Source organism: Bacillus sp. iso_77 (assembly GCF_056173625.1).
This window is the reverse complement of sequence record NZ_CM149683.1, coordinates 995,345-1,021,566: the sequence shown is the minus strand read 5'-3', so window position 1 is coordinate 1,021,566 and position 26,222 is coordinate 995,345. Positions and strand designations below refer to the sequence as shown.

Here is a 26,222-nt window from a genome sequence, read left to right as displayed (position 1 = left end):
AAATCCGGCGAACTGAGCCGGATTTTTTATTTATTGCTTTTTCGATGTTTCCTCTTTTTTTGCGGCTTTTTCCATATCGATGATTCTCTCCATCATCGTCGGGTGTCCATAGCGGAATATTTTCACTAAAAGTGGCGGATTGACTTGGGAAAGCCCTGATTTTGCAAGCTTTTGAAATGACGTTACCCCCGCCTCTCCATCCTTTGTCAAATTCACGGCATATTCATCAGCTGCACGTTCTTGATGTCTTGACACAGCATTTGTAAAAGGAGAAGCAGCAAATGACAGCATAGATACAATGATCAACAGAAGCGGAAGAGCAGCAACGTCATGTGGTGCCTTCAGACGAAATGGAGAAGCGCCTTTTTGGTAAAGGGAAAAATAAAGACGGTCAATGGCAAAAAATCCAACCAGAGACAACACTAAATATCCTGCTAAACCGATATACACATGCTTCATCACGTAATGTCCCATCTCATGCGCCATGATAAATAAGATTTCACGGTCTTTCAGCTTTTGAAGTGTCGTATCCCACAAAACAATACGCTTATTTTCACCAATTCCTGTGACGTAAGCATTCATCGTGTTTGTTTTCTCTGACATGTTGACTTCATATACATGATCTGCTGGAATATGTGCTTTCTCTGCAAGAGTTAATATCTTTTTCTCAAGCGCTTGATCCTTCAATGGGTAAAAATCATTGTAGAGTGGATCAATAACGACCGGCTGTATAAAGAAGAGAAATAGTGTAACTGGAACGGTTAAACACCAAGCATACAGCCACCAATATTTCCTTTTCTTTTGAATGAGCCAAAAGAACACAATGGCGCATAGAACAAGCAGTGGATATTGAATCCAAAAATCAAGCGTTTGGTCTTTTAGCCAACTTGTCGTGCTTTGTGCTGAAACACCGTAGTACAAGGACAACTGGTAGCTCACCCACTTGACCGGCAATGTGATCAGCATCGTCAAAAGTGACAGCACAAACACATACACAAGTTTGCTCAAAAGGTGAAAACGAGCTGCTGCCAAGCTCCAATCTGCTAATTTCCTTGAAAACCCTGAAATGAGCAAAAGGAAAAAGACATACCAATCTAAAGGAATTGTCATAAAGTACAACAGGTTACGAATGTTCGAGTAATTTCCACTGATCAAAAGCTCATTGCTTGTCATAAATGTATGCGGGTCTGCACTTGTCCCTTTCACACTGTCAGGGACAGATGAATCCCCCATTAGAAATAAGTAAGAATAAATAAAAAGACCGTACAATATGTATGCTACCGTTGCAAGAGCTACCCATTTGCGTACTCGCACTGGTCAGCCTCCTTTCCATTTCTCTCTCTATTGTAATCACGCACGTTTTTGTTTAGAACCCGTCTCATGTGGCTCCATCATAGCATGCCCTATCTGAAAAAGCTTGAGTGAAAAAAATGATTATGCTGTTCAAAAATCGGAGAAACTAGCTATAAAAAAGTGAGTTGGAGGTTCATCATGAAGAAAATCCTTGCAGGAATTGTGATCTTTGGGCTTTTACTGATTACCTTCTTTTATGTGTTCAGCCGGACAAGTGACATCTTCGATGAAAATCGAGCAGAGAAATTATTGCTTTCACCGACGAACCAGTCCATTTCTTATGAAATAGATGATAAAGATACAACTGAGGATCTAATTGAACAATTAAACAAAGGGAAACAAACAAGCAGCCATCTCAAAAAGAATGTAAAGAAGCCAGATTATATTGCCAAGGTCATGTTCGGACGGACAAATGGCACTTCTTTTCAGCTATGGACCAACCGCTCTCAAGTTGTTTTTTTAGTAGACGGCACCTATTATGAATTAAATCAAAAACAGTCAAATTCCTTTCGAAAACAGGTACAAGAAGCGATTCAAAAAGGAGCCTCTTCATAAGAGACTCCCTAGATTGTTGACAAAGGGATAAAATGAACTTTATTTTATCCCCTTGTCTTCTTTTCAGCGTGATAGAAAACCTTTGCAGTCTAGGAGGCGCGGAGCGAATGTGAACCAAGCACGCAGGACTGACAAAGAATGCGAGGGTTTGTCTACACGCTAAGGAGCCTCCTCATAAGAAGAGACTCTTTTTTTATTTACTTGTTTCTGCTTGGTACTTATCCTTTAGCGCTCTTCTTAAAATTTTACCAGTCGTGTTTTTTGGAATATCATCAATGAAATGGATCGTTTGGGGCTGCTTATATTTCGCCAAATAGCGTGAACAATGTGTGATGATGTCTTCTTGATTGATGTGAGCATGTTTCTTAGGGGAAATGTAGCAGACAACAGCCTCTCCTGTGTTTGGATCGGGCACACCGATGACAACGGCTTCTGCTACAGCTTCATGTTGATAAAGCACTTCTTCTACTTCTCTTGGATAGACATTATACCCGCCAACGAGAATCATGTCCTTTTTTCGATCGACGATATAAATATATCCGTCTTCATCTCTCCTTGCCAAATCTCCTGTGTACAGCCAGCCATCTTTCAGTGCTGCTTCTGTGTCTTCTGGCATTTGATAATAGCCTTTCATAATGTTTGGCCCTTTTGCGATCAGTTCTCCGACTTCGTTTGGTCCAACTTCCTCTCCAAGTTCATTCACGATCTTATTTTTCACATTCATAATATCAGTGCCGACCGAGCCTGGTTTTCTTTTTCCATCAAGGGGATTGAATGCCGTCACTGGAGAAGCCTCTGATAATCCATAACCCTCTAGCACCGTGACACCGAATTTTTCTTCAAAACCGTGAAGTAAAGCAACAGGCATGGACGCACCGCCTGATATACAAATCCTCACCGACTTCATCGCTTCCTCATGACCGTCCTGGCGGTATAAATAGTTATACATGGTTGGAACACCAACAAATAGCGTTGGCTTTTCTTTCTCCATCATTCGTAAAAGCTCTGATGGGCTGAAATGCGGCAGGACATAGATGGTCGCTCCATGAATCAAAGGGGCATTCATACAGACGGTCAAACAAAACACATGGAACATCGGCAAAGCAGCAATCACCTTGTCCTTCTCATCAATTGACAGGTACTCCGCAATGTCTCTTGCATTTGAATATAGGTTAACATGAGTGAGCATTGCCCCTTTTGGTTTTCCTGTTGTGCCAGATGTAAATAAAATAACGGCCGTATCGTCAGGTTGGATGACAGGATGCTCAGTTTCCGGCGCATCTCCAGACACAAGCTTTCCGAAGAAAACAAGACGATCAGATACTTCTTTTAAACTTGACCTGCACGCAGATTCATTTTGTGCACAAATAATGACTCGTTCAATAGATGGAAGCTGTTCATACACCTGCTCGTATATCGGCAGAAGCTGATCCGGTGCAACAATCCCTTTTACATCACCAGTGACCAGCATATAGCCGATTTCACTTGGCGTATATGTTGGATTGACAGGTACAACAACAAGTCCTGCCTTTAATGCACCAAAAAATGAAATCACAAAATGCGGTGAATTTCCTAAAATCAGCGCGATATGATCTCCCGCTTGAAACCCTTCGCTCACTAAACCATCTGCAAAACGTTCGATACTTGTCATCAGTTCTTGATAGGTCCACTTGTTCCCTTCAAAGATCAGTGCGACGTTCTCTCCCTTGGTCATCGCAGTCTGCTCAAGATTTTTGATCAAATCCATTCTCCCACCCCTTATACTTCATCAATGAATGAATAGCCATTCATTTTATGACCAAACATTCCTCCTTTCTATTATAATAGACAATCGAAAAAATTCACAAGATCAAATGTAAACCGCTTTCATCTCTTTCATTAGAAAAAGCACCGCTATCTCTAGCCGTGCTTGTCCTTGCTTAATAAATCAAATCCAGAAAATCTTCTTTTGATACGTTACCAAAATAATGGCGCATATCCATGTCTTCTAATACATCACTAATGGTTTTGCGATCATATTGCTGCCCAATGAGTCGTTTCTCAATATCAGCAATATCCCCTACACCGAAGAAGTCACCAAAAATTTTGCAGTCTTGAATGATGCCTTTTTTCACTTCTAATCGAAGATCAATCGATCCAGCTGGAAAACGCTTAGAGTGCTGCAAGTTAAACTTAGGTGAACGGCCGTAGTTCCATTCCCATTTTTGGTATCGATCACGAGAAATCTCATGAATCTTCTCCCAATCCTTTTCTGTCAACTGATACTCAGGCACGTCTCCGTTCGTGTCAAAAATATAGCTTAAAAGAATTTTTCTAAATTCTTCTGTTGTCATCTTTTGATCCATCAGTTCACTAATATTCGCAACCCTGCTTCTAATGGATTTGATACCTTTTGATTCGATCTTTTCTTTCTTCACATTTAATGCCGAGACAACATGTTCGATTTCTGAATCAAATAATAGGGTGCCATGACTGAAGATACGTCCTCGTGTAGCAAATTGAGCATTCCCCGAAATTTTACGCCCATCTGCCATGATGTCATTTCTGCCGCTTAATTCCGCTTTGACGCCAAGCTTTTCAAGCGCTTTGATGACTGGCTCGGTGAATTTTTTAAAGTTATGAAAGCTGTCCCCATCGTCTTTTGTAATAAAACTGAAGTTCAAGTTTCCTTTGTCATGGTAAACTGCACCACCGCCAGATAACCTGCGAACGACTTTGATGCCATTGTCTTCCACATATTTTGTATTGATTTCTTCTATTGTATTTTGGTTCTTTCCAATAATAATGGACGGCTGGTTGATGTAAAACAGCAAATACGTTTCTTCTGGATCTAAATATTTTAAGCAATACTCTTCAATTGCTAAATTAATCATTGGGTCATAATGTTGCTCGTTATCGATAAACAGCATCTCTATCTTCCTTCCTTGTTCCATCTAAGCCCTGATTGGGCAAGCTGTATATTGCCAGTATATAACGCCTGTGCTTCATTGACTAGGTCTTTATGCCGGCCGAAATGAGGCAGATGGGTGATGATAAGCTCTCCAACATTTGCTTCACTTGCCAGCTTCCCTACTTCAGTGCTGTTCATATGTCCTGCACCCGATCCGTCTTGTCCGGCGTAAAAGTTGCTTTCGGCAATAAGTAAGTCTGCATCCTTGCTAAAAGGGATAAATGCATCTTGATAGCTGGAGTCAGCTGTATACACCACCACAGCCTCATTTGCCTGAATTCTCATCGCATAGCATTCTGCCGGATGAACCGTTTTCAAAAAATCAATTTGAAATGGTCCGATTTGAATGCCCTCTTCCGGGTGATAAGGTTTTGTCTTTGTATGTACATCATCAGAGAGCCGCTGAAATGCTGCTTGATCCCCGGTATGTCCGTAGATCGTCAGCGGACCACTGCTTTTTCCTAAATGATAACCCACTAGCTTCGCATATTGGAGAGGTCCGATATCTGCAATATGATCGTGATGATAATGAGAAAGGAGTACAGCATCTAGTTCTTCTATATCAATGTATTGCTGAAGCTTTGACAGAACTCCGCTCCCGCAGTCGACAAGCAGACGAAAACCATCTGATTCAAAAAGATAACCTGATGTGGCTTCACCAGCTGCTGGAAATCCTCCGTAGCAGCCAATCACGGTTAATTTCATCGTCATATTTCCTCCTTTTCAAAAAATCCCCTTCTTACAATATACCCATTTTTCATAAAAAAAGCATTCTTCTTGCCTATTGTTGCAAAACAGATTGACAATTATCAATCTGTTATAATACAATGATAGCAATAAAACGTATTGGAGGATGACAAATGCTAGGAAAAATCACTGAGTTTTTTAGAAATTTGCCTTCAAAAAAATGCACAAAATGTGGAAATGATTTAATGGAACAGCACGAGTGTTACGGTAATGAATGTGAGGAATGCTCACAAGTAAGTTATCTTAAATAAGGAAATAAATAGAACAAAAAAGCACTTTTTTCCTCCTTCGTCAGTTGGAGTCAAAAGTGCTTTTTATTTTTTCTGAAAAATAGGTAAAAAGGTAAAACCCTTGGTACAGAAGGGTTTTTTAGTATTTTCATATGATGACTTTTAGTTCGGAAGGCACTTTTTATTGACTTGAAACAACGAAGGGGGTTCGAAGTGTCCATTTTTTCAAATAATTTTGTATTTTCTTAATATAATTTAATCGTGGACGAACCTCTTTAATTTTAGTTATACTTTAATTCATATATTAAAACTTAATATAATGGGAATATTCCTTTAATGAATATGTTAGGGAGGAAATCTATGAAAAAATTAAAATTTGGATTAGCAACTCAAATCCTAATCGGTCTTATTCTCGGTGTCGTGGTTGGTGCGATCTTTTTCGGTAACCCTGGTGTTGAGACATATTTAAAACCAATTGGAGACTTCTTCTTACGACTCATTAAGATGATTGTCATTCCGATTGTCGTATCTAGCTTAATTTTAGGTGTTGCAGGTGCGGGTGATGGTAAAAAAGTAGGGAAGCTTGGTTTTAGAACCATTCTTTATTTTGAAATTATCACAACGTTTGCGATCATCCTTGGTCTTGTGCTTGCGAACTTTGTTCAACCAGGTGCAGGCGTTGACTTTGGACATACAGAAAAACAGGATATTAGCCAGTATGTTGAAACGGAAAAAGAACAAAGCAGTAAATCAGTTGCTGATACGTTCCTTCATATCGTTCCGACGAACTTCTTCCAATCATTGGCGGAAGGTGATTTGCTTGCGATTATTTTCTTCACTGTATTATTCGCACTTGGCGTTTCAGCGATTGGTGAACGCGGCAAACCAGTACTCGCCTTCTTTGAAGGTGTGTCACATGCGATGTTCCATGTCGTCAATGTTGTGATGAAAGCTGCACCATTTGGTGTTTTCGCGCTCATTGGTGTGACAGTATCAAAATTTGGTCTTGAATCTCTTGTTTCATTAGGTAAGCTCGTAGGTCTTGTTTATTTTGCGCTCGCTCTCTTCCTTATCGTTGTATTCGGAATTATTGGAAAGATGATTGGCGTCAATATTTTCAGATTTCTTGCTTACATGAAAGACGAAATGCTTCTCGCCTTTAGTACATCCAGCTCTGAAACAGTTTTACCGAGAGTCATGGATAAAATGGAGCGCATCGGGTGTCCAAAAGGAATTGTTTCTTTTGTTATCCCAATTGGTTATACGTTTAATCTGGACGGCTCCGTCTTGTATCAAGCCATTGCGGCGCTTTTCTTAGCGCAGGTATATGGCATTGACCTCACGATCGTACAGCAGCTCACACTAATCCTTGTATTGATGGTGACATCAAAAGGAATGGCTGCCGTTCCTGGTACATCCTTTGTCGTATTACTTGCAACACTTGGAACGATCGGTGTTCCTGCTGAAGGTCTAGCCTTTATTGCAGGTGTTGATCGTATCATGGATATGGCAAGAACCGTTGTCAACTTAACTGGTAATGCACTTGCAGCTGTCGTGATGTCTAAATGGGAAGGGCAATATGACCCTGAAAAAGGACACCGCGTGATGACTGGACAAGATGTACCTGAGCCAACACAACTTTCAAGCTAATCAAAAAGAACCCCGCGATTGGGGTTCTTTTTTTATACTGTGATTAATTTGCTTTGAACATAGTGGTACAGTAGATTGGCTGTATGAATCAATGAGTCTTCATGGGTTCTTTCATAGGCATGCGAAGAGTCAATGCCAGGTCCAATCAGTCCATGAATGATATCATGCCCTGCTCGAATCGCTGCTGACGCATCTGAACCATAATAAGGGTATATATCAAGGCGGTAATCGATCTTATTTGCCTCAGCTAATGCGGCTAAATGTTTGCGCAGACCATAGTGATAAGGACCGCTAGAATCCTTCACACATATTGACACACTGTATTCATCAGTTGATTGACCGTCACCGATGGCTCCCATATCAACAGCCAAATATTCCACCGTTTCTTCCGGGATATTCGAGTTTCCACCGTATCCGATTTCTTCATTATTTGAAATTAAGAAATGTGTCGTATGCGGCAATGTGATGTTCTCTGTTTGAATGCGGTGAATCAATCTCAGCAACAACGCCACACTTGCCTTATCATCAAGGTGTCTTGATTTAATAAAACCTGAAGATGTCACTTCCACTCTAGGATCAAATGAGATAAAGTCTCCTACTTGAATGCCGAGTGCTTGCACATCGTCTGCATTTTTCACTTTCTCATCTAAGCGAATCTCCATATTTTCTTGATTTCGCTTCGCTTTTCCAGCATCCTCATATACGTGAACGGACGTTTGATGCATCAGAATGGTACCTGTGTATGTACGGCCTGTTACTGTTTCAATTTCACAATACTCGCCTTCTATCGAGTTATATTGAAAGCCTCCAATGAGTGCAAGACGCAGCCGGCCATTTGATTTAATTTCTTTGACCATCGCACCGAGCGTATCGACATGTGCTGTCAGCATGCGGTGTTCCTTGTCATCTGTTCCTTTTAGGGTGGCAATTAATCCGCCTTTTCGATTTCGCTTCGTTTCAATATTTAAATCTTGTAAAAAACGTTCGACAAAGCCAATCACTTTCTCTGTATTTCCTGATGGACTTGGGATCGACACAAGCTTTTGAATAAGCTGAATCGTTTCATTTACTTCCGTTGTCATTCGGCATATCCTCCTTCATCTAAAAGAAATTCTTTCCAAGCATGCCTTTTTTCAGCATCCTTCTTAAAATATATCGCTTCGGGTTCCTGATGTCTAATTTCTAATAGAAAAACCTTTCTCAGGAAAGAGAAAGGTTTTTTTGATTAAGCTTCTTCTTGTTTCATTTTTCTTATGTTCCAAGCAAAGTATGCTGTTGTTGCAGCCATCATGATGATGGCTACTGTTCCAAGAATCGCTGCTTGGTGCCATAAATAACTGTTATCACCGCTTGCAATGATCGTTCTAAATCCGTTGATGGTATACGTCATTGGAAGCAGACTGTGAATAACTTGGAAGAATTTTGGTACAAGCTCAAGCGGGAATGTACCCGCACTTGCTGCAAGCTGAAGAACCAAGATAATGACGGCAATAAAGCGTCCTGGGTTCCCCATCGTCGTCGCAAGAAGCTGAATGATCGCTAGGAATGTCAGACTGACGATGATTGCAAAGAGATAGAAGCGCCAGAGGCTTTCCACTTCAAGTCCAAGTCCAAAGATCAGCATGGAGCTTGCAATCACTGCCTGCAAGATACCGACTAAGAGAAGCACACTATATTTGCTGACAAACCATTCAAACGCATTTCTAGGGCGTCCTGCAGGATCTTTCATTGGGAATACAACAGTCAGCATAAGAGCTCCAACAAAGAGTCCCATTGATAAAATATATGGTGTGAGCCCTGTTCCATAGTTATCAATTTTTTTCGCTGTATCATTCTCTGTTTTGACTGGGCTTGCAATCATATTGTAATTGTCCTGCCCCGCATCAATGTCTCCTGTTTCATCTGCAGCGCTTTTTAGCTTATCAGAAAGCTTTCCAGTCCCACTTTTTAAGTCACCTAATCCTTTATCAAGGGATTTTGACCCTTCAGCCAGTTTAGATGAGTTGCTTTGGATACTCGCTGATCCACTTTCTAGTTTATTCAATGCTGCACTAAGCTGGCTTGAACCATTTGCCAGTTTATCCGCACCACTTTTCGCTGTATCAAGCTTTCCATTTGCTGTTTGCAGGCCATCTTGTAATTTCCCTTGACCCGTTTGAAGCTTCAGTGCACCTTGATACAATTTATTCGTACCGGATGTCATTTGATCAATCGCATTTTGTATGGCGACTGTCGATGTATACAGCTGTTCTGTTTTCTCTGGCAGTTGCTTGACTTGCTGTAGCTGTGCTTTTGCAGATGCAACCGCAGACTGAACTTCACTTGCGTCAGGCAGTTCCTGCAGCGCCGCTAAGCTTTGCTCAAGACCAGACAAATCAGGCAGTTCGATTGTAGGAAGACTGTCTAGCTGATCCATTGCCGCCTTTTTCTCTTCATCTGTCATCGAGCTGTTTTGAATAATACTTTTAACTTTTGCATCTCGATTAGATAATGCTTCTTTTAAAGAAGCAAGTTTGGTACTGAACGTTTTTGCATCTTCTTTCACCTGATCAATCTTAGGCGCCATCTTTTCAAGGTTCGCTAATTCAGGTGAAGACAATACTTTCTCCACAGCAGCGATTTTTTCTGAAAATGACTGTGCTTTATTGTTCAGCTGCTCAATGCCTGCTGTGAATTGCGGCATTTTAGAAGAAAGCTGCTCATGTCCTTCACGGCTTGTGTTTAACCCTTCGGTCAAAGTATCAATTCCTGTGCCAAGCTCACCAAATTTCTGATCAATCGTTTGATAGCCTGTTAAGAGCTGACCAAGACCGCTATCAAGAGATTGAATTCCAGTGTTCAGTTCACCCATTTTTCCTGCAAACTGATGAACACCTTCGCTATACGTTAACGTTCCTTCTGCCAATTTCGCCAGATTGTCTTTTAACTTTTGGCTACCGTCTTTTGCGCTTTTTGTTCCGTCATCAATTTTCTTCGCTCCATCGCTTGCTTGATCTAATCCTTTTGCAATCGTTTTGAAGTTATCAAAGATGACCTCTGCATAATTTTCTGTGACTTCCTTTGAAACCGAATCTTTTAATTTGATAATGGCGTTATTCGCAATTTGAGACGCAGCATAGTTTGCGCCTGGATTCGTATAATATTTCAGATTCGATTTTTTCGGATGTTTGTCTAGTACTGTACTCGCATTTTTCGAGAAATCTTTCGGAATCTCGACGACGAGATAATAGTCTTCGTTATTTAACCCTTTGATGGCCTTTTCTTCACTATCAACAAAATGCCATTTAAAACTATCGTTTTTCTTCAATTCCTTCACTAAATCATCGCCCACTTGAAGGGTTTTGCCGTCATAATGACTGCCTTCATCCAAGTTGACAACCGCTACAGGTAATTGATCAACTGTACCATATGGATCCCAGTAAGCTTTTAAAAATACACCACTATAAATCAGTGGAATAAATAAGACAGCTAAAATCGGGATCAGTAGTTTTTTGCTCGTCACAATGTCTTTCCATTGATTCCGAATTAAATTCATTGCTGTTTTCCTCCCATTGATGAATGACTAAATTAAGAATTCGGTCATTTGAACTCAAAAAAAATTATGTTGTTGCAGACAGTCCTTTTAGTACATAAAGCTCGAGCGATTCAGCGACCTCTTCTTTTGTTAAAGGCTCATATCGCTTTTCCCAGTCAAAAATAAGTGCAATATATAGTTTCACCATCACAAATGCCGTCAATTCAGGATCACAGGGCTTAATGTCGCCTTTTTCAATCGCTTCTTTTACTTTTGTTTTAATATAGCGAATGATCATCTGCTCCATTTTTTCAATCATTTCTTTCACTGCTGATGTGCCAAGCTCCGCATTTTCCTGAAAGATTTTAATTGTAAGCTGGTGGTTTTTTCGAAATTCTAATATTGCAAAGAGTGCTAAATGAAGGTTTTCTGAGAAACTATTCTTCTCATCTATTGCTTCATCTGCAATTTTCCTCATCTCCATTAACAGTGATGTGAAAATTTCATCGAACAGCTCTTCTTTGTTTTTGAAAAAAGTATAAATCGTTCCTTTTCCAACGTTGGCAAGCTTTGCTACAAGGTCCATTGTCGTGGCTTTATACCCGAATTGGGTAAATGCCTTTGTTGCTCCATCTAAAATCATTTGTCTCCTATCAACACTCATGATCTCACTCCCAAAATGACTATTTGAACGTTTCGGTCATTAAGTACAGAAAGTAATATACCACATCCTTTTCCTCAGATGCAACAACTTTGTTCAATTTTATTATTCACCACTCTTTTCTAAACATACGAACATGAAAAACTCCCTTTCCATGACAGAAAAGGGAGTTTGTTTTTTATGAAAATAGATAAGATACAGCTTCTGAGATGGCAGCTTTTCCTTGATCAATACAATCAGGAATCCCAACACCTTCAAATGCAGCACCCGTGATATAAATACCAGGATATGATTGCTTAAACGTTTCTCGCATCGTCGAAATCTGTTTTTGATGACCCACATGATATTGCGGCATGCTTGTTTTCCAGCGAGTCACTGTCGTCAGCTCTGGATCTGCTTTAATATCCATGATTTTCTTCAAATCCTCCAGCACGATGCTCACGATTTGATGATCAGACTGTTCGACAATTGATTCATCGCCAGCTTTCCCAACGTATGCACGGAGCAATGTTTTTCCTTTAGGTGCAGTGTGAGGCCATTTCTTATTTGTCCACGTACATGCTGTAATGGAGAAATCACTATTTCTTGAGATGACAAAACCAGTACCATCATATTCATTGTGAACATCCTCTTCTTTAAATCCGAGTGCAACTGTTGCAACAGAAGTCGATGTCATGTCATGCAAGTACTCAAGCCCTGCTTCTTTTGGAAACATGGAATAGATCGATTGGTGAGGAGTTGTCACAATGGCAGAATCTGCAAAAAGCGTTTGACCGCTGTCTAATTGAACGCCATAGCCTCCCTCTGCTTTTTCGATCTGGGTCACTTTTGTCCCTTTGTAAATCTTCGTCAGCTTGAGTTTACTTTCGACCGCTTCAACAAGTGCTTGCAGCCCTTGATTGATTGTCTGGAACTGTCCTTGCTTTTTCGCTGTCACTTGTTGCGCTTTTGCATGCTGCTGTGATTTTTTCATCCCAAGAATCAAACTGCGATGCTTCTGTTCTGTTTGATAGAACTGCGGGAAGGTAGACATTAAGCTCAGGCGATCAATGTCACCAGCATAAATGCCTGATAGTAGCGGTTCAATTAAATTCTCCACCACTTCATCACCCACACGTCTTCTAAAAAATTCCCCCAGAGACTGATCTTCCGTCTGTTTGCTTTTTGGCAAAACGAAATCCATCGCTGCACGTGCTTTTCCGGCAACTGAAAAAAGCCCAGTTGTAATGAAAGGACTGATTTGAGTTGGAATGCCCATGACAGCCCCCTTTGGCATCGGATGAAGGGTTTCATTGACTAATACATACGCTTGCCCTGTTTCATTATTGACGAGCTGATCAGATAGGCCAACATCTTTTGCCAGCTGGGGTCCACTGACCTTTCTTTCTAAAAATGAATCGGGTCCACGTTCAATGATATAACCGTCTTTATATAATGTTTGAATTTTTCCACCTAGCCTAGGACTCGCTTCAATAAGAGATATTTGGATAGGAAGGCCTTTTTCTTCAATTTCCTTTTCCAAATAGAAGGCGGCGGCCAAACCCGTGATGCCACCGCCAATGATGACAAGGTGTTTTTGATTGTCATGCATAGGATCGCCTTCTTTTATATGATTACTTGCTTTCATTAAGCTTCTTTAATACGACTGCTGCCAGTGCATCAATAAATGCTGGTTTCGCATTTGGCATTTCTGGACGATAGTAGGCTGCACCAATTTCATCCGTGACGACTTTACATTCATAATCATTGTCGTATAACACTTCAAGGTGATCAGCGACAAATCCAACAGGCACGTATACAAATGTTTTATAGCCTTTTTGCTCAAATAGGTCACGCGTGAGATCCTGTACGTCTGGTCCAAGCCATGGATCAGGCGTATTGCCTTCACTTTGCCAGCCAATTTCATAATGCTCAATTCCTGCACCTTCAGCAATCATTTTTGCAGATTGTGCAAGCTGATCAGGGTATGGGTCTCCTGCTGCAATAATTTTTTCAGGAAGACTGTGTGCAGACACAATCAGCACTGCTGAATCTCTTTCTTCCTGACTCATGGATGCATACGTCTCTTTCACTTGTTTCACCCAATAGTCCACAAACTTCGGTTCATCGTACCAGCTTTCAACAGAAGTAATGTTCAGATGGCCAAGCTTTTCTGCTTCATCTTGTGCACGTTTGTTATACGATTTCACACTAAATGTGGAGAAGTGCGGTGCAAGGACAATACTCACCGCTTCTGTGATGCCATCTCGGTGCATGTCAGCGACTGCATCTTCAATGAAAGGCTCAATATGTTTTAACCCAATGTATACATGAAATTCAATCTCGTCTTGGATCTCATTCAAATGTTCACACAAACCATTTGCCTGCTGTTCTGTAATTTTTGATAAAGGAGAAATGCCGCCAATTGCCTTGTAGCGGTCCTTTAAATCTTGCAGCATCTCCGGCTCTGGCTTTCTGCCTCTACGGATATGTGTATAGTAACGTTCAATGTCTTCTTCTTTATATGGGGTGCCATATGCCATGACAAGTAGCCCCATTTTCTTTTTCTCCACAACCAACACTCCTTCAGATCATTTGAAATCATTTAGATGGATGTCTTTTTATGTTTAGCTGAATAATCGTGAATAAAATCTGTCAGCTTCTTTAACGTGTCTGGTGAGACATCAGGAAATACCCCGTGACCTAAGTTAAAGATGAATTGATCTGATTTCATCCCTTGATCTAAAATCGCTGCTGCTCTTTCTTCAATCACTTCCCAAGGAGAAAGTAAAATCGTTGGATCAAGGTTTCCTTGTAACGTTTTTGTTAAGCCTTCTTTTCGCGCTTCGTCTATACTCATACGCCAATCCAGTCCAACGACATCAAGCGGCAAGTCATGCCAATCTTTGGCCAGATGGCTCGCACCGACACCATACATAATCATTGGTACGTTTTCAGACTTCAGCTCTGTGAAAATACGCTGCATGACAGGCTTAATGAAGGTCCGGTAATCTGCTGCATTTAAAGCGCCAACCCAAGAGTCGAAGATTTGAAATGCTCGGACGCCTGCTTTTACCTGAGCGCGTATGTATGTGATCGTCATATCGGCTAATTTATTCATCAAAAGCATCCATGTCTCTGGCTCACTGTACATGAGCGCCTTTGTTTTATGATAATTTTTAGATGGACCGCCTTCGATCATATAGCTTGCCATCGTAAAAGGTGCACCTGCGAAACCAATCAGCGGAACATTCAACTGCTCCTCTGTTAACAGCTTGATCGTATCAAGCACATACGGCAGGTCTTCTTCAGGATGAAGCTCTCCAAGACGCTGGATATCTGCCTTTGTCCGAATAGGCGAGTCAATCACTGGTCCAATTCCATTTTTAATTTCAACATCCACTCCAATAGCTGGAAGCGGAGTCATAATATCTTTATATAAAATAGCGGCATCTACACCATATTGTTCTACAGGAAGTCTTGTTACGTAAGCACATAGCTCTGGCTGATGCGTAATTTCAAATAGCCCGTATTTTTCTTTAAGGGCACGATATTCAGGCTGCGAGCGTCCTGCCTGTCTCATATACCAAACCGGTACATGGTCTGTTTTTTCCCCTTTGCACGCCTTTAAGAACGTGTCATTAAAAGCCTTCGTTTTTCCCATTACCTTTCATTCCACCTTTCGCCTCACACTCTCTTTGTATAAGGCTCAAACACTGCTTTTACTATACCGCTTTTTCAAGGCTCGGTATACTAAAGCGGCTCAATGTTCAAAAAATCGCCGAATATTAACGTCCAAAAGCCTCTGGCTTGATATAAGCACTGCCTTCGCCTTCTTCTTGTGTTTGAGTATTGTATGGAACAACCTTATACTGCGCATCTGAAAACACATTTGCATACGGCATTGTGTAGCTGTTTGTTCCTGTTACAGAATCGATCAGGGTCTCGCTTCCATTCCTCTTTTCATAAATACGATATTCAACGCGTTTGTCTTCCTGTTCATCCCATGACAGCTCCAATGTAAAGAGCCCTTTGATTTTAAATGCATAACGTGCTTCAAAGCCTGACAGTCCTTCTAAATGGATTGGCGATTGAAGTTCTTTAATTCCCTCTGGTTTTTGGAAGGTTTCATTGGTTATTTGGGCTGTCGTTAAAATATCTTTCATTAACTGCACTGGATACTGACTGCCGCCAGTTAAATAATGACTGTTATCCGTTTTGTCATACCCCATCCAGATTGCCCCTGTTGTACTAGGCGTGTAGCCAGCAAACCAAGCATCTTTCGTTGCCCCTTTGACACCGGAATACGTAGTTGTGCCTGTTTTACCAGCCAAATCTCCAGCGTATGATCCGCTCTGAGCGGTTCCGCCTTTGACGACCTGTTGAAGCATTCTTGTCATATTCCAAGCATTCTGAACGCTAAACACTCGTTCTTCTTTGTTTCGATTTTTTTCAACGGTTTCTCCATCATCATTCGTGATTTTCTGAATGAAGAACGGCTTTTTATAAACGCCTTCATTTGCAAATGTATGAAATGCTCCAGCTATCTGCAACGGAGAAACCCCTTTTTCTAAACCGCCAAGCGCTATGGCAAGTCCTTTATCCGAAATATCCATCCCCATTTTCTCAAGATAGGATTTAGACGTATCGATGCCAAGCTGGCTTAACGTCCATACGGCAGATGTATTTTTACTTTTCATGAGAGCCTCTACCATCGTGACCCTGCCCTCGTACTGTCCATCGTAGTTCTTTGGAGAATAGCCGTCATAGCTTTTTTCCTTGTCCTCAAGCAGTGAATACGGTCTGAATTTTTTCTCCTGCATCGCTGGACCATATACTGCGATCGGCTTAAAGACAGAACCAGGCTGTCTAACAGCTGTGACTCTGTTATAGCCTCTTGCCTGATATTCTCGTCCGCCTATTGCTGCTTTTACACCACCAGATGCGTTGTCAATAAACACAGCGCTGCCTTCAGGTGACCCGCTTTTTCCCGGGAAATAACGATTGTTTTTCATCGCATCATAGGCAACTTTTTGCAAATTCATATCGATTGGTACCGTAATGGTATAGCCGCCTTGAAGCAATTGTTCATGCGAAATCGAATACTGTGATTCTGCTTCTTTAATCATGAGATCTACATAACTGTCCACCCAAGGGGTTTCTGATTTCTTTTTTAAATGAATACCAAGTGTTCTTCCTTTTGCTTCAACTGTTTCTGTAGAAGACAAATATCCTTGTTCATTCATTAAATTCAGGATGGTATCCCGTCTTTGTTTATTTTTATCTGGGTGTAGAACAGGGGAATACGTTGAAGGTGCCTTTGGCATGGCAGCAAGTGTAGCTCCTTCACTGACAGTGAGATCTTTTACATCTTTACTAAAATAGTAATTGGCCGCTGCTTGGATCCCATAGACGCCATGACCAAAGTAAAGCTGATTCAAATACATTTCAAGCAGCTTGTCCTTTGAATAATCTCTTTCTAAATTGATCGCAATAATGACTTCTTTTGTTTTTCGAAGAAACGTTTTATCATTTGTGAGAAAGATATTTTTGGCGAGCTGCTGGGTGATGGTACTGCCACCTTCTACCTTTCCACCTGCTAATATATCTCGATAAACCGCCCTTGAAATCGATTGTGCATCAATTCCGTGGTGCTCATAAAAGCGCTTGTCCTCTACAGCAACAAAAGCTTTCGCCACTTTATCTGGGACCTCTTTTAATGACACAGGGTCCCGATTTTCTGAATACATGCTTGTGAGTTCTTTTCCATTCTGATCAATGATTTTCGAGGAAGCGTGAAAAACGAGCTTCTTCTCATCTATGACATAATGTCCTAAAAATAAAATGGTCAGATAGCCAATAAATGAAAGCACGATTGTACTTCCTGCAATGACTAATGGAATGATTATCTTCTTTTTCTTCAAATTAGGTCACCTCATTCCTTTATACGGATAGTATGGGATGTATTGCTTCATAATATGTTTTATGGATTGACTACCAAAGAATTATATATCATTCTTTTGTTATACTATCAAGCAGGAGGCGGTTTAGATGAATTTCTATATTACATATGGAACAGCAGACTTTTTGCAAAAAATCGCAAAAAAACATCATCTTGAAAATCTGCTTTATACGGTCGGTAAGGAACAAGCGGCTCTTTTTCATGAAACGGAGGGTGAGACAGTCTTTAAAGCACCCCATGCCTATGATGTGATTTATACAAAAGGTGAGCTCGTCCAATCTGGCTTTGTCACGCTGAATCATATCCCTGTAAAGCTCGAAAGCAGAGCACTTTTTGAATCCACCTTTCAGAAAAAAACAAACATGTCAGAGCACCAGCGCGGCTTTCAGGCGCTTCGTGTGTTAAGACCAAAAAAGGATGAAGAAGTGTACTTGATATTGACCCTTTGGGAATCTGAAGACTTATTTCAAGACTTCCAAGAGTCAGAAGCGTTCTTTCAGCCGCACGAGGATACTGGCTCCATCTTCTCTCGTCCTGCCTATCTGACATCCTATCATGCCGTCATAGACCATTAAGGAAGTGCTGCTTTTCGCACTTCTTTTTTTTCATAAAAAAAAGCCCTTCTGCTGGGCTTTCAACGCTTATCTCTAAGCTCGTACCGATGAATGATTGGCTGAAGCACATAAAAATTCAGCAAGATCCACCCTAATAAGATTGGCCATTTGAGCATAGGTGAAGCACCTTTCATCTGAATAAGTAGTACCAACAGTGGAATCAAACAAATCATCAAAAAGCTCATCTTCGAAACGAACGTTTCTTTGATTTGATGCCGGCAGCTTGGACAAAGCATCATTCTCGTATGCGATAAATGAAATTTTTCGACGAAAGAAAATGCTTTTGAACAATTTGGACAGCTTCCCAATGCCACTCCCCCTTTTTCAAGCTTCATACTTAACCTTCGACTTTTATGTAAAATGACCTTTTCTGTCATTCTCGACATCCTCTTCTGTTGAAAGATTCTAACAATTACCATACAATCAGTAAAAGAGCCTAAAGGAGGTTTTCGGATCAATGACAGTATCCACTTTACACAAAAGGATCAATGAACGTCTTGATGAACATTATGAGGAAATGGTTGAAATTAGACGCCATCTCCATATGAATCCAGAACTTTCTTTTCAGGAAGAGGAAACAGCTGCTTACATCGCTCAATATTATGACAGATTACATATCCCAACACGCACACATGTAGGCGGACATGGTGTACTCGCTTTTATTGAAGGAGCTTCCCCTGGACCGACCATTGCACTGAGAGCTGATTTTGATGCACTTCCCATTCATGATGAAAAGGATGTACCTTACCGTTCAACAAAACCTGGCGTCATGCACGCATGCGGTCACGATGGCCACACAGCAACACTTCTCGTCTTAGCGAAGATCTTACATGAGCACCGAGATCAATTAAAAGGAAAAATCGTCCTCATTCATCAACACGCTGAAGAATATGCCCCCGGCGGTGCGAAACCAATGATTGAAGATGGCTGTTTAGACGGTGTTGACGTCATTTTCGGCACCCACCTTTGGTCCTCAGAGCCATGCGGCACTGTTCTTTATAAAAGCGGGAACTTTATGGCAGCCGCCGATCGTTTCTCTATTCAAGTGCAAGGGAAAGGCGGACATGGCGCACAGCCGCACCTAACGAAAGATGCCGTACTCATCGGTTCACAAATTGTAGCCAATCTTCAGCAGGTCGTGGCCCGTAAAGTCAACCCGATTGATTCTGCGGTGGTATCTGTAGGGGGATTTGTCGCTGAAAATGCCTTTAACGTCATTGCAGATTCTGCCGTGCTAACAGGTACTGCACGTTCCTTTGAAGAGAGTGCACGCCATATCATTGAACGTGAAATTGAACAGGTGGTGAAAGGTGTCTGCCACATGCACGATGCCTCTTATACTTATGAATATGTAAGAGGCTATCCTGCAGTCAAAAATCACCCTGCACCAACTGAATATATAGCAGAAATAGCCAAACAGACAGAAGGAGTCACAGAAGTAAAAGAAGCCGAAACTCAAATGGGCGGAGAAGACTTCGCTTACTACCTTCAGCATGTTCCTGGTACTTTCTTCTACACAGGCGCTATGCCAGAAAACAGCCAAGATGTGTATCCACATCACCATCCGAAATTTGATATTAACGAAAACGCAATGCCTGTCGCAGCAAAGGTACTCGCTCATGCCGTCCTTTCCTACGATGAATAAAAAAAAGCCGCTGCCACCAGCGGCTTTTCTATTTCGATTCTTTCAACACTCTCAAGTGAAACACATGGCGTGCGACTTCACCAAGCTGTCCTGTCAGCTGATGATTTGCCACCCCACCAACAGCGGCACCGACCACAGGCATTAATTGAAACAGCTTCACAAGGTCAATATAATCTCGATATTCCTGCTGAAAGCTATACCAATCCATTTCTTCCCGGGTTGTTTCCCATTCTTCAATGAGTTTCATCATTTTTTGACGGTGTGCACTGCTTGAAAAGGCGAGTTGAAAAATACAAAGCAAAAAGAGCCTTTCCTCTTTTTGAGACAAATCAAATCCATATATACAAGCAAGCTCATATAGACATTTCATTTTAATACTCAAAAGGAGAGGGAAATCCGCCATTCCGAGAAACAATCCACCCGCACCTGTGCCAATTCCTTCAATCGCAGCGGCCTTTTGATAATATGTCACCTTTTCCTTTGCCAGCTCATTTCGCTCTACAATAGACAATTGTTCATCAATGACTGTAAATGAAGTAAAATGGCTTCCTGATACGGTGGATTCAACCATTGTTTTCACCGCACTTGTGATGACTTGATGAAATCGAGCAGGGATTCGACGATTCACTTGCTGCTGAACGCCTTTTGAAAACCGCTCGATCTTGGATGGTTTTCTTAAAAAATGCATTTGAAAAAAAATGGCCTCTTCATACAGTTCCCGTTCAGCTGCATTCATCCCAGTTCCCTCCTTGGTGACATCATACGCTCGCTGTAAAAAACAAATCTCCGCTTATCTCATCTTTTTTAATCTGCTTTGTACGTAAGGCTTGAATAGGACAAGCACAAATACCAATGAAATGAGAAGAGCAAGTCCGCTTCCCTTCCATCCACCTGCTGGGAAAACGGCGGAGCTCAGTACAATTGACTGGATGATGAGTACATTTCGTACGAGAACAAAAAAGCTTCGATCTTTTTCTTGCTGAGACACAGGATAAAGTGCCTGTAACGACAGATGAGCAAAGTGCTTTGTTAACGGGACAAGCTGTACACCTGTGATAAAGACTGTAAACAAGACAAGTAATGCCCCCACCCAGCCTGCTGCACCTGTATACAAGAGGATGAGCACAAACACGACCGTTAACCTAAACACAAGACCAAAATAGTCATTTGAACGTAAAAACGCCCTCACATACATATAAGAAAAAGCTTTACGCTGTTCATAAGGGACAAACTGCAAGACCCAGTCCATATACGCCCTTCTTTTCACTTGTTTCTTTAAATGAGGGACATCCGTAAATAAGTTTGCCAAGCGGTAAAAACGCTGTTTTCGTTTTAACTCATCAGAAATATGCAATTCCCATTGAAAGGGCTGTTTTTTTACTGCATTTGTTAGATAAATGAGATAGACAGCATATAAAAGATAAAAAACAATGGCAATGGCATAAGCTGCTTGTAAAACGGTATACATTAACATTGTATTGAGCAGAAAACGAATCACTGCATCAATCCATCTGACATGTTTCCCTTGAAAATAAGTGATTCTCCATTGAATCGCTGTATTCAGACCTTTTATTAAGATCATTTGCGCCAAAATGAGCACATATAGCATCAGATCGCCTGTGGAGACAGCCGAATATAGCGGAAGTGCAATAATGGACACGGCAATCAAAGGAAATAACTGAGAAATGAAGCTAAAGTTAAACGCTTGTTTTAAATAAGGGTCCATCTTAGCTTCCAAAGGAAGCATAAACACAAGATCTGCCTCTTTGATCAACGTTCGCACGTAAGAACTAGTCAGTACCAATGAGAAAACAACTGCCATGACCCAATAGGATGGGAAGTGAGCTGGAATATGCTTCAGCCAATTACTGTACCAGCTCGCCCCGCCTGCAAGGAAAAAAATGAGCACAATCACAAGATGATCGTTGAACATATATTTTAAATATTTTCTTGTTTCTTGTACGTGTTCTTCTAATCGTGATTTCCAAATGGTTTGCGTTGTTTTACTCATAGCTTTCTTCCTTTGTTAATTCCAAATAAAGATCATCGAGTGTCGCATCTCTCATGTTGAACTGCTCTCTTAGTTCTGTCAGTGTTCCTTTCGCTCTAATTTCCCCTTCATGCAAAATAATAAAGGAATCACAATAACGTTCCGCTGTGGCTAAAATATGCGTTGACATCAGAACACTTGCGCCATTTTGTTTCGCCGCATTCATACGTTCTAATAGTGCGTTGATCGCAAGCGGATCAAGCCCTAAAAACGGCTCATCGATAATATACAACTCTGGCTCCACAAGAAACGCACACATAATCATCACCTTCTGCTTCATCCCTTTAGAAAAATGAGCAGGGAACCATTTCAATCGCTTCTCCATTCGGAATTCCTTCAGCAAAGACGGCAGACGTTCTTCTAATTGTTCTTTTGAAAGGCCGTAAGCCATCGCTGTCAGCTCTAAATGCTCTTTTAACGTTAATTCTTCATATAAGACAGGTGTCTCTGGAATAAACGTAAATTGTGAACGATACGCCTCTTGATCTTCTTGAAGGGTTCGTCCGTTCAGCTCAATGACCCCTTTATGAGGTTTCATTAATCCAATAATATGACGAATGGTTGTACTTTTTCCCGCCCCGTTTAAGCCAATGAGACCAACGATTTGGTTTCTTTCTAATTCAAATGAAATATTTTTCAGAACGGGATTCTTTGTATATCCACCCGTTACATCTTTTACAGTTAGAAGGGACATCAGTTCGTTCCTTTCTTTCTTTTTTCCTTTATAGTACCAAAAACGAAAGACAATTTGAAATGTTTACCTATAGACAACTCATGAATAAAACATCGGCATACTGGTCATCATAATGTATGTAGAAGAAATGAACTTGATGACCAATACGTAAATGAGGTGTTTGTTAAAGGCAATAACCGCATGACAAATTGGTTTTTCATCTAAAAACCTTAGCTTCTGTTTTGCTTCACTGATTCTTGATTTTTGTGTCCTATACAAATATGTATACGACGAACCAAAACGTCAAATGAGGTGTTTACGGCAGAAATAGCAGGCATATAAATTCTTTATTTCAGTAAATAGAGAATTCAAAAGGCATATCAAATGAAAGCATCAGCATTTCTTCTGCAGGAGCAGGATGAGCGACCAAAGGAGTTCGCTTGTCCTGTTTTCTTTTTTGCTTCTTTTTGTGATACGATAAAGGAAAAATAATGAGGAGTGACATGGCGTGAGCGACTGCATTTTTTGCAAGATCATTGATGGAGACATTCCATGTGCAAAAGTATATGAAGACGAGCATGTATTGGCTTTTCTTGATATCAGCCAAGTAACAAAAGGACATACCCTTGTAATCCCGAAAATACATAAAGAAAACATTTATGACATGACACCAGAAGTGTCTAATCATTACTTCCAAGCGATTCCAAAAATCGCTAGAGCCATCAAACAAGAATTTGAACCAATTGGGTTAAACCTTCTGAACAACAACGGTGAAAAAGCCGGACAATCTGTGTTCCATTACCATATGCACATCATTCCACGTTATGGCAAAGGCGACGGCTTTGGTGCCGTATGGAAATCTCACCAAGATCAATATACATCAGAGGATTTAAAAGATATTTCTTCCGCCATCCATACGCGCCTTACCTCATCTTAATTGATGAGGTTTTTCTTTTTTTCACTTCTTTCCTGTGCTTATCCTCTGAATCGTAAGATATTTAGGACGATTCAAATTTTTTGTCCAAATGCTTCAAATTTGTGATAGGATGGTTTTATCTTTTGATCCATTAACGCGAGAAATAGGGAGAGATTGTGATGAAGCGAACGACGAATTTTAATGCTGGTCCGGCGGCGCTGCCGCTAGAAGTGCTTCAAAAAGCACAGGAAGAACTTGTTGATTTTAAACAAACCGGGATGTCTGTGATGGAACTTTCTCATCGCAGCGGTGAGTATGAAGAAGTCCACAATAAAGCGAAAGCACTCTTGGTAGAATTGATGGACATTCCAGAAGATTATGAGGTCCTCTTTTTACAAGGCGGGGCAAGTCTTCAATTTGCAATGATTCCGATGAACTTCTTACATGAAGGCGAAACGGCTCATTTCATCCAAACAGGTGCTTGGTCAGAGAAAGCCTTGTCAGAAGCAAAAGGGTTTGGTGAAACATCAGTGTTTGCCTCAAGTGAAGACGACAACTATTCGTATATTCCAGATGTAGATGCTTCCGTTTTAACTGACGGTGCTTACTTGCACATCACATCGAACAATACCATTTTCGGTACTCAGTGGAAAACGTTCCCGAACACGTCACTCTCGCTTATTGCCGACATGTCCAGTGATATCCTCAGCAAAAAAATAGACGTGTCTTCATTTGATTTCATTTATGCCGGGGCACAAAAAAATCTAGGGCCTTCTGGTATCACGATTGTGATCGCGCGCAAACGTTTATTAGAGAAAGAAAAAAGCGGCACACCTAAAATTTTAAAATATTCAACACATGCCAAAGCCAATTCTCTTTATCACACACCACCGACTTTTGCGATTTACATGCTGTCCCTTGTCTTGGAGCATGTGAAACAGGCGGGCGGTGTAGAAGCAGCAGAAAAACGCAATGAACAAAAAGCAGCGCTTCTGTATGATACGATTGATCAAAGCGGCGGTTTTTACAAAGGACATGCACGTGCTGACAGCCGTTCACATATGAATGTCACGTTTACCCTTCGTGATGATGCACTCACTGCATCCTTTGTGGAGAAAGCAAAACAAGAACAAATGGTTGGACTCGCCGGCCATCGTTCTGTTGGCGGATGCAGAGCCTCGATTTACAACGCCGTCTCTATAGAAGACTGCCAAAAGCTTGCGGACTTTATGAAAAAGTTCCAGCAAGAAAATGAGTAAAAAGGCTTTTCTATCGTGAAATAAATTTGTTATAATAACGAGAAATATAAAGTCATGACTCTTGCAATAAATGATCAGCCATATTATTGGAGAGTTCTAAGAGCTTAGCAGAGGAGAGCATAGAAATGAAAACAAAAGAATTAGTGATTATGTCATTGCTTGCAGCAATGGGAGCTGTTTTGCATACGATTTTCCCGCCCATCTTTTTCGGAATGAAACCTGATATGATGCTGGTCATGATGTTTTTAAGCATCATCCTTTTTCCGAAGGTACAGCATGTCATTGTGATCGCCCTAGTTACTGGGGTCATTTCCGCTTTGACAACAGGTTTTCCAGGCGGACAAATTCCCAATATGATTGATAAACCGGTGACAGCCTTTATCTTCTTAGCCCTTTTCTTATCTTGCCAGAAGATCAAGAACAAAGTCGTTCTGACCGCTGTACTCACCGCTGTTGGGACCGTCGTATCGGGCGTGATTTTCCTATCTGCCGCTTTACTGATTACTGGACTGCCGGCTGCGTTACCAGCACTTCTTGTAGGTGTTGTCCTGCCAGCAACTGTGATCAATACGATAGCTATGGTATTTGTCTTCCCGATTGCTCAGTCCATATTAAAGCGCGCAAGAATGATTGAAGTCGCTTAACGAATAACTGAACCTCTTCATTAGATGAAGAGGTTTTTTTCATGCTTTCATGCTTCTATAAAAGAAAAAGGGTAAGTAGCAAAATGGAGAGCGAAATCCCTGCACCTGCCGCACACACAATTGCTTTTTGTCTTAATACATGTTTTGGCGGATAAGACCCTGCATACCCAAGCTGCCTTACATAATGAATAGAACCACCTGCGAAAATCACACACATACACGTAAAAACGAACAGAAAGACAGACAACCTTCTCCCCTCCCTTTTCTTCAAAAGTATGCTAAAATAAAGCAAGCTATGTATGGAAGTTCAATGAAGCTGATCGTCAGCTCAGAGAGAACATGCAAATGTGTAAAATTTGACTAGAGGTGATTGGAATGGCTAGTGGACGTTCTTTATTAACAGGATTATTTGTAGGCGGTCTCCTCGGAGGTGCGGCAGTGCTCCTGACGACTCCCTCTTCTGGCAGAGATGTACGCGGAAAGATGAAAGACGGCTATGACAAATTCGAAGATACGCTGACAAGATTAAAAAGAGATGGACAAGCTTTAAAAGAGCAGATTGTTGAAACCGCAAAAGAAAGTGCTGAGGTCATTAAAGAGGTCGGAACTGAATTGCAAACATCCATTCAGCAATGGCGCGAGGAAATCAAACCTCATCAGCAGGACTTACAAAAGGAAATTCAGGAAATTGAGGAAAAGCTCAAACAACTGGAGAAAACCTTACAAAACTAATATACTCACAAAAAAATATTCGTTTACAAAAGTGTGCGGGGTGCGTATCCCGCACTTTTTTTGTTGAAAAAAGGTTATTTTGTCAATG

The 26,222-nt window shown here is 41.0% G+C and carries 25 protein-coding genes; 9 read left to right on the top strand and 16 right to left on the bottom strand.

What is annotated here, in order from left to right:
- Positions 1-30: 30 nt before the first annotated feature.
- Entirely contained in the window at positions 31-1,314 is a 1,284-nt protein-coding gene (locus AC0VYC_RS05125; RefSeq protein ID WP_251211321.1) for a M48 family metallopeptidase, read from the bottom strand.
- 177 nt (positions 1,315-1,491) lie between these two features.
- Between AC0VYC_RS05125 and AC0VYC_RS05120 the strand changes: the two genes are divergently transcribed.
- A complete protein-coding gene (locus AC0VYC_RS05120; protein ID WP_007497192.1) occupies positions 1,492-1,908 on the top strand; it encodes a YhfM domain-containing protein in 417 nt (138 codons plus the stop codon).
- Between the two features lie 193 nt (positions 1,909-2,101).
- Here AC0VYC_RS05120 and AC0VYC_RS05115 read toward each other — a convergent pair whose 3' ends face one another.
- The 3 genes from AC0VYC_RS05115 to AC0VYC_RS05105 all read right to left on the bottom strand — a co-directional run bounded on the left by AC0VYC_RS05115 (position 2,102) and on the right by AC0VYC_RS05105 (position 5,563).
- Entirely contained in the window at positions 2,102-3,655 is a 1,554-nt protein-coding gene (locus tag AC0VYC_RS05115; RefSeq protein ID WP_008348843.1) for a fatty acid--CoA ligase family protein, read from the bottom strand.
- A gap of 172 nt (positions 3,656-3,827) precedes the next feature.
- Complete coding sequence (locus AC0VYC_RS05110; protein WP_008348846.1) at positions 3,828-4,817, bottom strand: lipoate--protein ligase; 990 nt, start codon at positions 4,815-4,817, stop codon at positions 3,828-3,830.
- Between the two features lie 2 nt (positions 4,818-4,819).
- On the bottom strand, positions 4,820-5,563 hold the full coding sequence (locus AC0VYC_RS05105; protein WP_039167545.1) for an MBL fold metallo-hydrolase: 744 nt from the start codon (positions 5,561-5,563) through the stop codon (positions 4,820-4,822).
- A gap of 155 nt (positions 5,564-5,718) precedes the next feature.
- On the opposite strand from AC0VYC_RS05105, the gene yhfH reads away from it, so the two are divergent.
- Both yhfH and AC0VYC_RS05095 read left to right on the top strand, forming a co-directional pair.
- Positions 5,719-5,856: a protein YhfH gene (yhfH, locus tag AC0VYC_RS05100; RefSeq protein ID WP_008359029.1), complete on the top strand. Its 138-nt coding sequence runs from the start codon at positions 5,719-5,721 to the stop codon at positions 5,854-5,856.
- A gap of 339 nt (positions 5,857-6,195) precedes the next feature.
- Positions 6,196-7,485, top strand: coding sequence for a cation:dicarboxylate symporter family transporter (locus tag AC0VYC_RS05095; protein WP_008348850.1), 1,290 nt, complete (start codon positions 6,196-6,198; stop codon positions 7,483-7,485).
- Positions 7,486-7,517: 32 nt separating this feature from the next.
- On the opposite strand, the gene AC0VYC_RS05090 is transcribed toward AC0VYC_RS05095, so the two are convergent.
- From AC0VYC_RS05090 to AC0VYC_RS05060, 7 genes are all read right to left on the bottom strand, one after another.
- Entirely contained in the window at positions 7,518-8,567 is a 1,050-nt protein-coding gene (locus tag AC0VYC_RS05090) for a M42 family metallopeptidase (RefSeq protein ID WP_475389593.1), read from the bottom strand.
- A 143-nt stretch (positions 8,568-8,710) separates the two neighbouring features.
- On the bottom strand, positions 8,711-11,020 hold the full coding sequence (locus tag AC0VYC_RS05085; RefSeq protein ID WP_039167547.1) for a YhgE/Pip domain-containing protein: 2,310 nt from the start codon (positions 11,018-11,020) through the stop codon (positions 8,711-8,713).
- Positions 11,021-11,084: 64 nt separating this feature from the next.
- A complete protein-coding gene (locus tag AC0VYC_RS05080; protein WP_007497184.1) occupies positions 11,085-11,663 on the bottom strand; it encodes a TetR/AcrR family transcriptional regulator in 579 nt (192 codons plus the stop codon).
- A gap of 175 nt (positions 11,664-11,838) precedes the next feature.
- Positions 11,839-13,251: a protoporphyrinogen oxidase gene (hemY, locus tag AC0VYC_RS05075; RefSeq protein ID WP_008348859.1), complete on the bottom strand. Its 1,413-nt coding sequence runs from the start codon at positions 13,249-13,251 to the stop codon at positions 11,839-11,841.
- A gap of 22 nt (positions 13,252-13,273) precedes the next feature.
- Positions 13,274-14,212: a ferrochelatase gene (gene hemH / locus AC0VYC_RS05070; protein WP_017366949.1), complete on the bottom strand. Its 939-nt coding sequence runs from the start codon at positions 14,210-14,212 to the stop codon at positions 13,274-13,276.
- A gap of 32 nt (positions 14,213-14,244) precedes the next feature.
- Entirely contained in the window at positions 14,245-15,303 is a 1,059-nt protein-coding gene (gene hemE, locus AC0VYC_RS05065; RefSeq protein ID WP_025207037.1) for a uroporphyrinogen decarboxylase, read from the bottom strand.
- A gap of 124 nt (positions 15,304-15,427) precedes the next feature.
- Positions 15,428-17,563: a transglycosylase domain-containing protein gene (locus AC0VYC_RS05060; protein ID WP_017360307.1), complete on the bottom strand. Its 2,136-nt coding sequence runs from the start codon at positions 17,561-17,563 to the stop codon at positions 15,428-15,430.
- 127 nt (positions 17,564-17,690) lie between these two features.
- Here AC0VYC_RS05060 and AC0VYC_RS05055 point away from each other — a divergent pair, with 127 nt between their 5' ends.
- The gene (locus AC0VYC_RS05055; protein WP_007497177.1) at positions 17,691-18,176 is read left to right on the top strand and encodes an antibiotic biosynthesis monooxygenase family protein; all 486 of its coding nucleotides are present in this window, start codon (positions 17,691-17,693) and stop codon (positions 18,174-18,176) included.
- 59 nt (positions 18,177-18,235) lie between these two features.
- On the opposite strand, the gene AC0VYC_RS05050 is transcribed toward AC0VYC_RS05055, so the two are convergent.
- Positions 18,236-18,592: a hypothetical protein gene (locus tag AC0VYC_RS05050; protein ID WP_017360309.1), complete on the bottom strand. Its 357-nt coding sequence runs from the start codon at positions 18,590-18,592 to the stop codon at positions 18,236-18,238.
- Between the two features lie 80 nt (positions 18,593-18,672).
- On the opposite strand from AC0VYC_RS05050, the gene AC0VYC_RS05045 reads away from it, so the two are divergent.
- Complete coding sequence (locus AC0VYC_RS05045) at positions 18,673-19,860, top strand: M20 family metallopeptidase (protein ID WP_008348870.1); 1,188 nt, start codon at positions 18,673-18,675, stop codon at positions 19,858-19,860.
- Positions 19,861-19,888: 28 nt separating this feature from the next.
- Here AC0VYC_RS05045 and AC0VYC_RS05040 read toward each other — a convergent pair whose 3' ends face one another.
- Genes AC0VYC_RS05040 through AC0VYC_RS05030 form a run of 3 tightly spaced genes read right to left on the bottom strand, consistent with a single transcriptional unit; the run spans position 19,889 to position 22,604 of the window.
- A complete protein-coding gene (locus tag AC0VYC_RS05040) occupies positions 19,889-20,596 on the bottom strand; it encodes an EcsC family protein (protein WP_135009087.1) in 708 nt (235 codons plus the stop codon).
- Between the two features lie 54 nt (positions 20,597-20,650).
- Positions 20,651-21,871, bottom strand: a complete 1,221-nt coding sequence (locus AC0VYC_RS05035; RefSeq protein WP_058337518.1) for an ABC transporter permease — start codon at positions 21,869-21,871, stop codon at positions 20,651-20,653.
- The gene (locus AC0VYC_RS05030) at positions 21,864-22,604 is read right to left on the bottom strand and encodes an ABC transporter ATP-binding protein (RefSeq protein WP_008348877.1); all 741 of its coding nucleotides are present in this window, start codon (positions 22,602-22,604) and stop codon (positions 21,864-21,866) included. Before AC0VYC_RS05030 ends, AC0VYC_RS05035 begins: the two co-directional genes overlap by 8 nt.
- Before the next feature lie 487 nt (positions 22,605-23,091).
- Between AC0VYC_RS05030 and AC0VYC_RS05025 the strand changes: the two genes are divergently transcribed.
- The 3 genes from AC0VYC_RS05025 (at position 23,092) to AC0VYC_RS05015 (ending at position 25,402) form a co-directional block, all read left to right on the top strand.
- Positions 23,092-23,520: an HIT family protein gene (locus AC0VYC_RS05025; protein WP_008348883.1), complete on the top strand. Its 429-nt coding sequence runs from the start codon at positions 23,092-23,094 to the stop codon at positions 23,518-23,520.
- A gap of 158 nt (positions 23,521-23,678) precedes the next feature.
- The gene (gene serC / locus AC0VYC_RS05020) at positions 23,679-24,758 is read left to right on the top strand and encodes a 3-phosphoserine/phosphohydroxythreonine transaminase (RefSeq protein ID WP_475389589.1); all 1,080 of its coding nucleotides are present in this window, start codon (positions 23,679-23,681) and stop codon (positions 24,756-24,758) included.
- Positions 24,759-24,883: 125 nt separating this feature from the next.
- Positions 24,884-25,402 carry a tryptophan transporter gene (locus AC0VYC_RS05015; protein WP_342467919.1) on the top strand — a complete coding sequence of 173 codons (519 nt, stop codon included), beginning with the start codon at positions 24,884-24,886 and terminating at the stop codon, positions 25,400-25,402.
- Between the two features lie 55 nt (positions 25,403-25,457).
- Here AC0VYC_RS05015 and yhzF read toward each other — a convergent pair whose 3' ends face one another.
- Positions 25,458-25,649, bottom strand: a complete 192-nt coding sequence (yhzF, locus tag AC0VYC_RS05010) for a membrane protein YhzF (RefSeq protein WP_008348888.1) — start codon at positions 25,647-25,649, stop codon at positions 25,458-25,460.
- 128 nt (positions 25,650-25,777) lie between these two features.
- Here yhzF and AC0VYC_RS05005 point away from each other — a divergent pair, with 128 nt between their 5' ends.
- A complete protein-coding gene (locus AC0VYC_RS05005; RefSeq protein ID WP_007497160.1) occupies positions 25,778-26,134 on the top strand; it encodes a YtxH domain-containing protein in 357 nt (118 codons plus the stop codon).
- Positions 26,135-26,222: the final 88 nt, after the last annotated feature.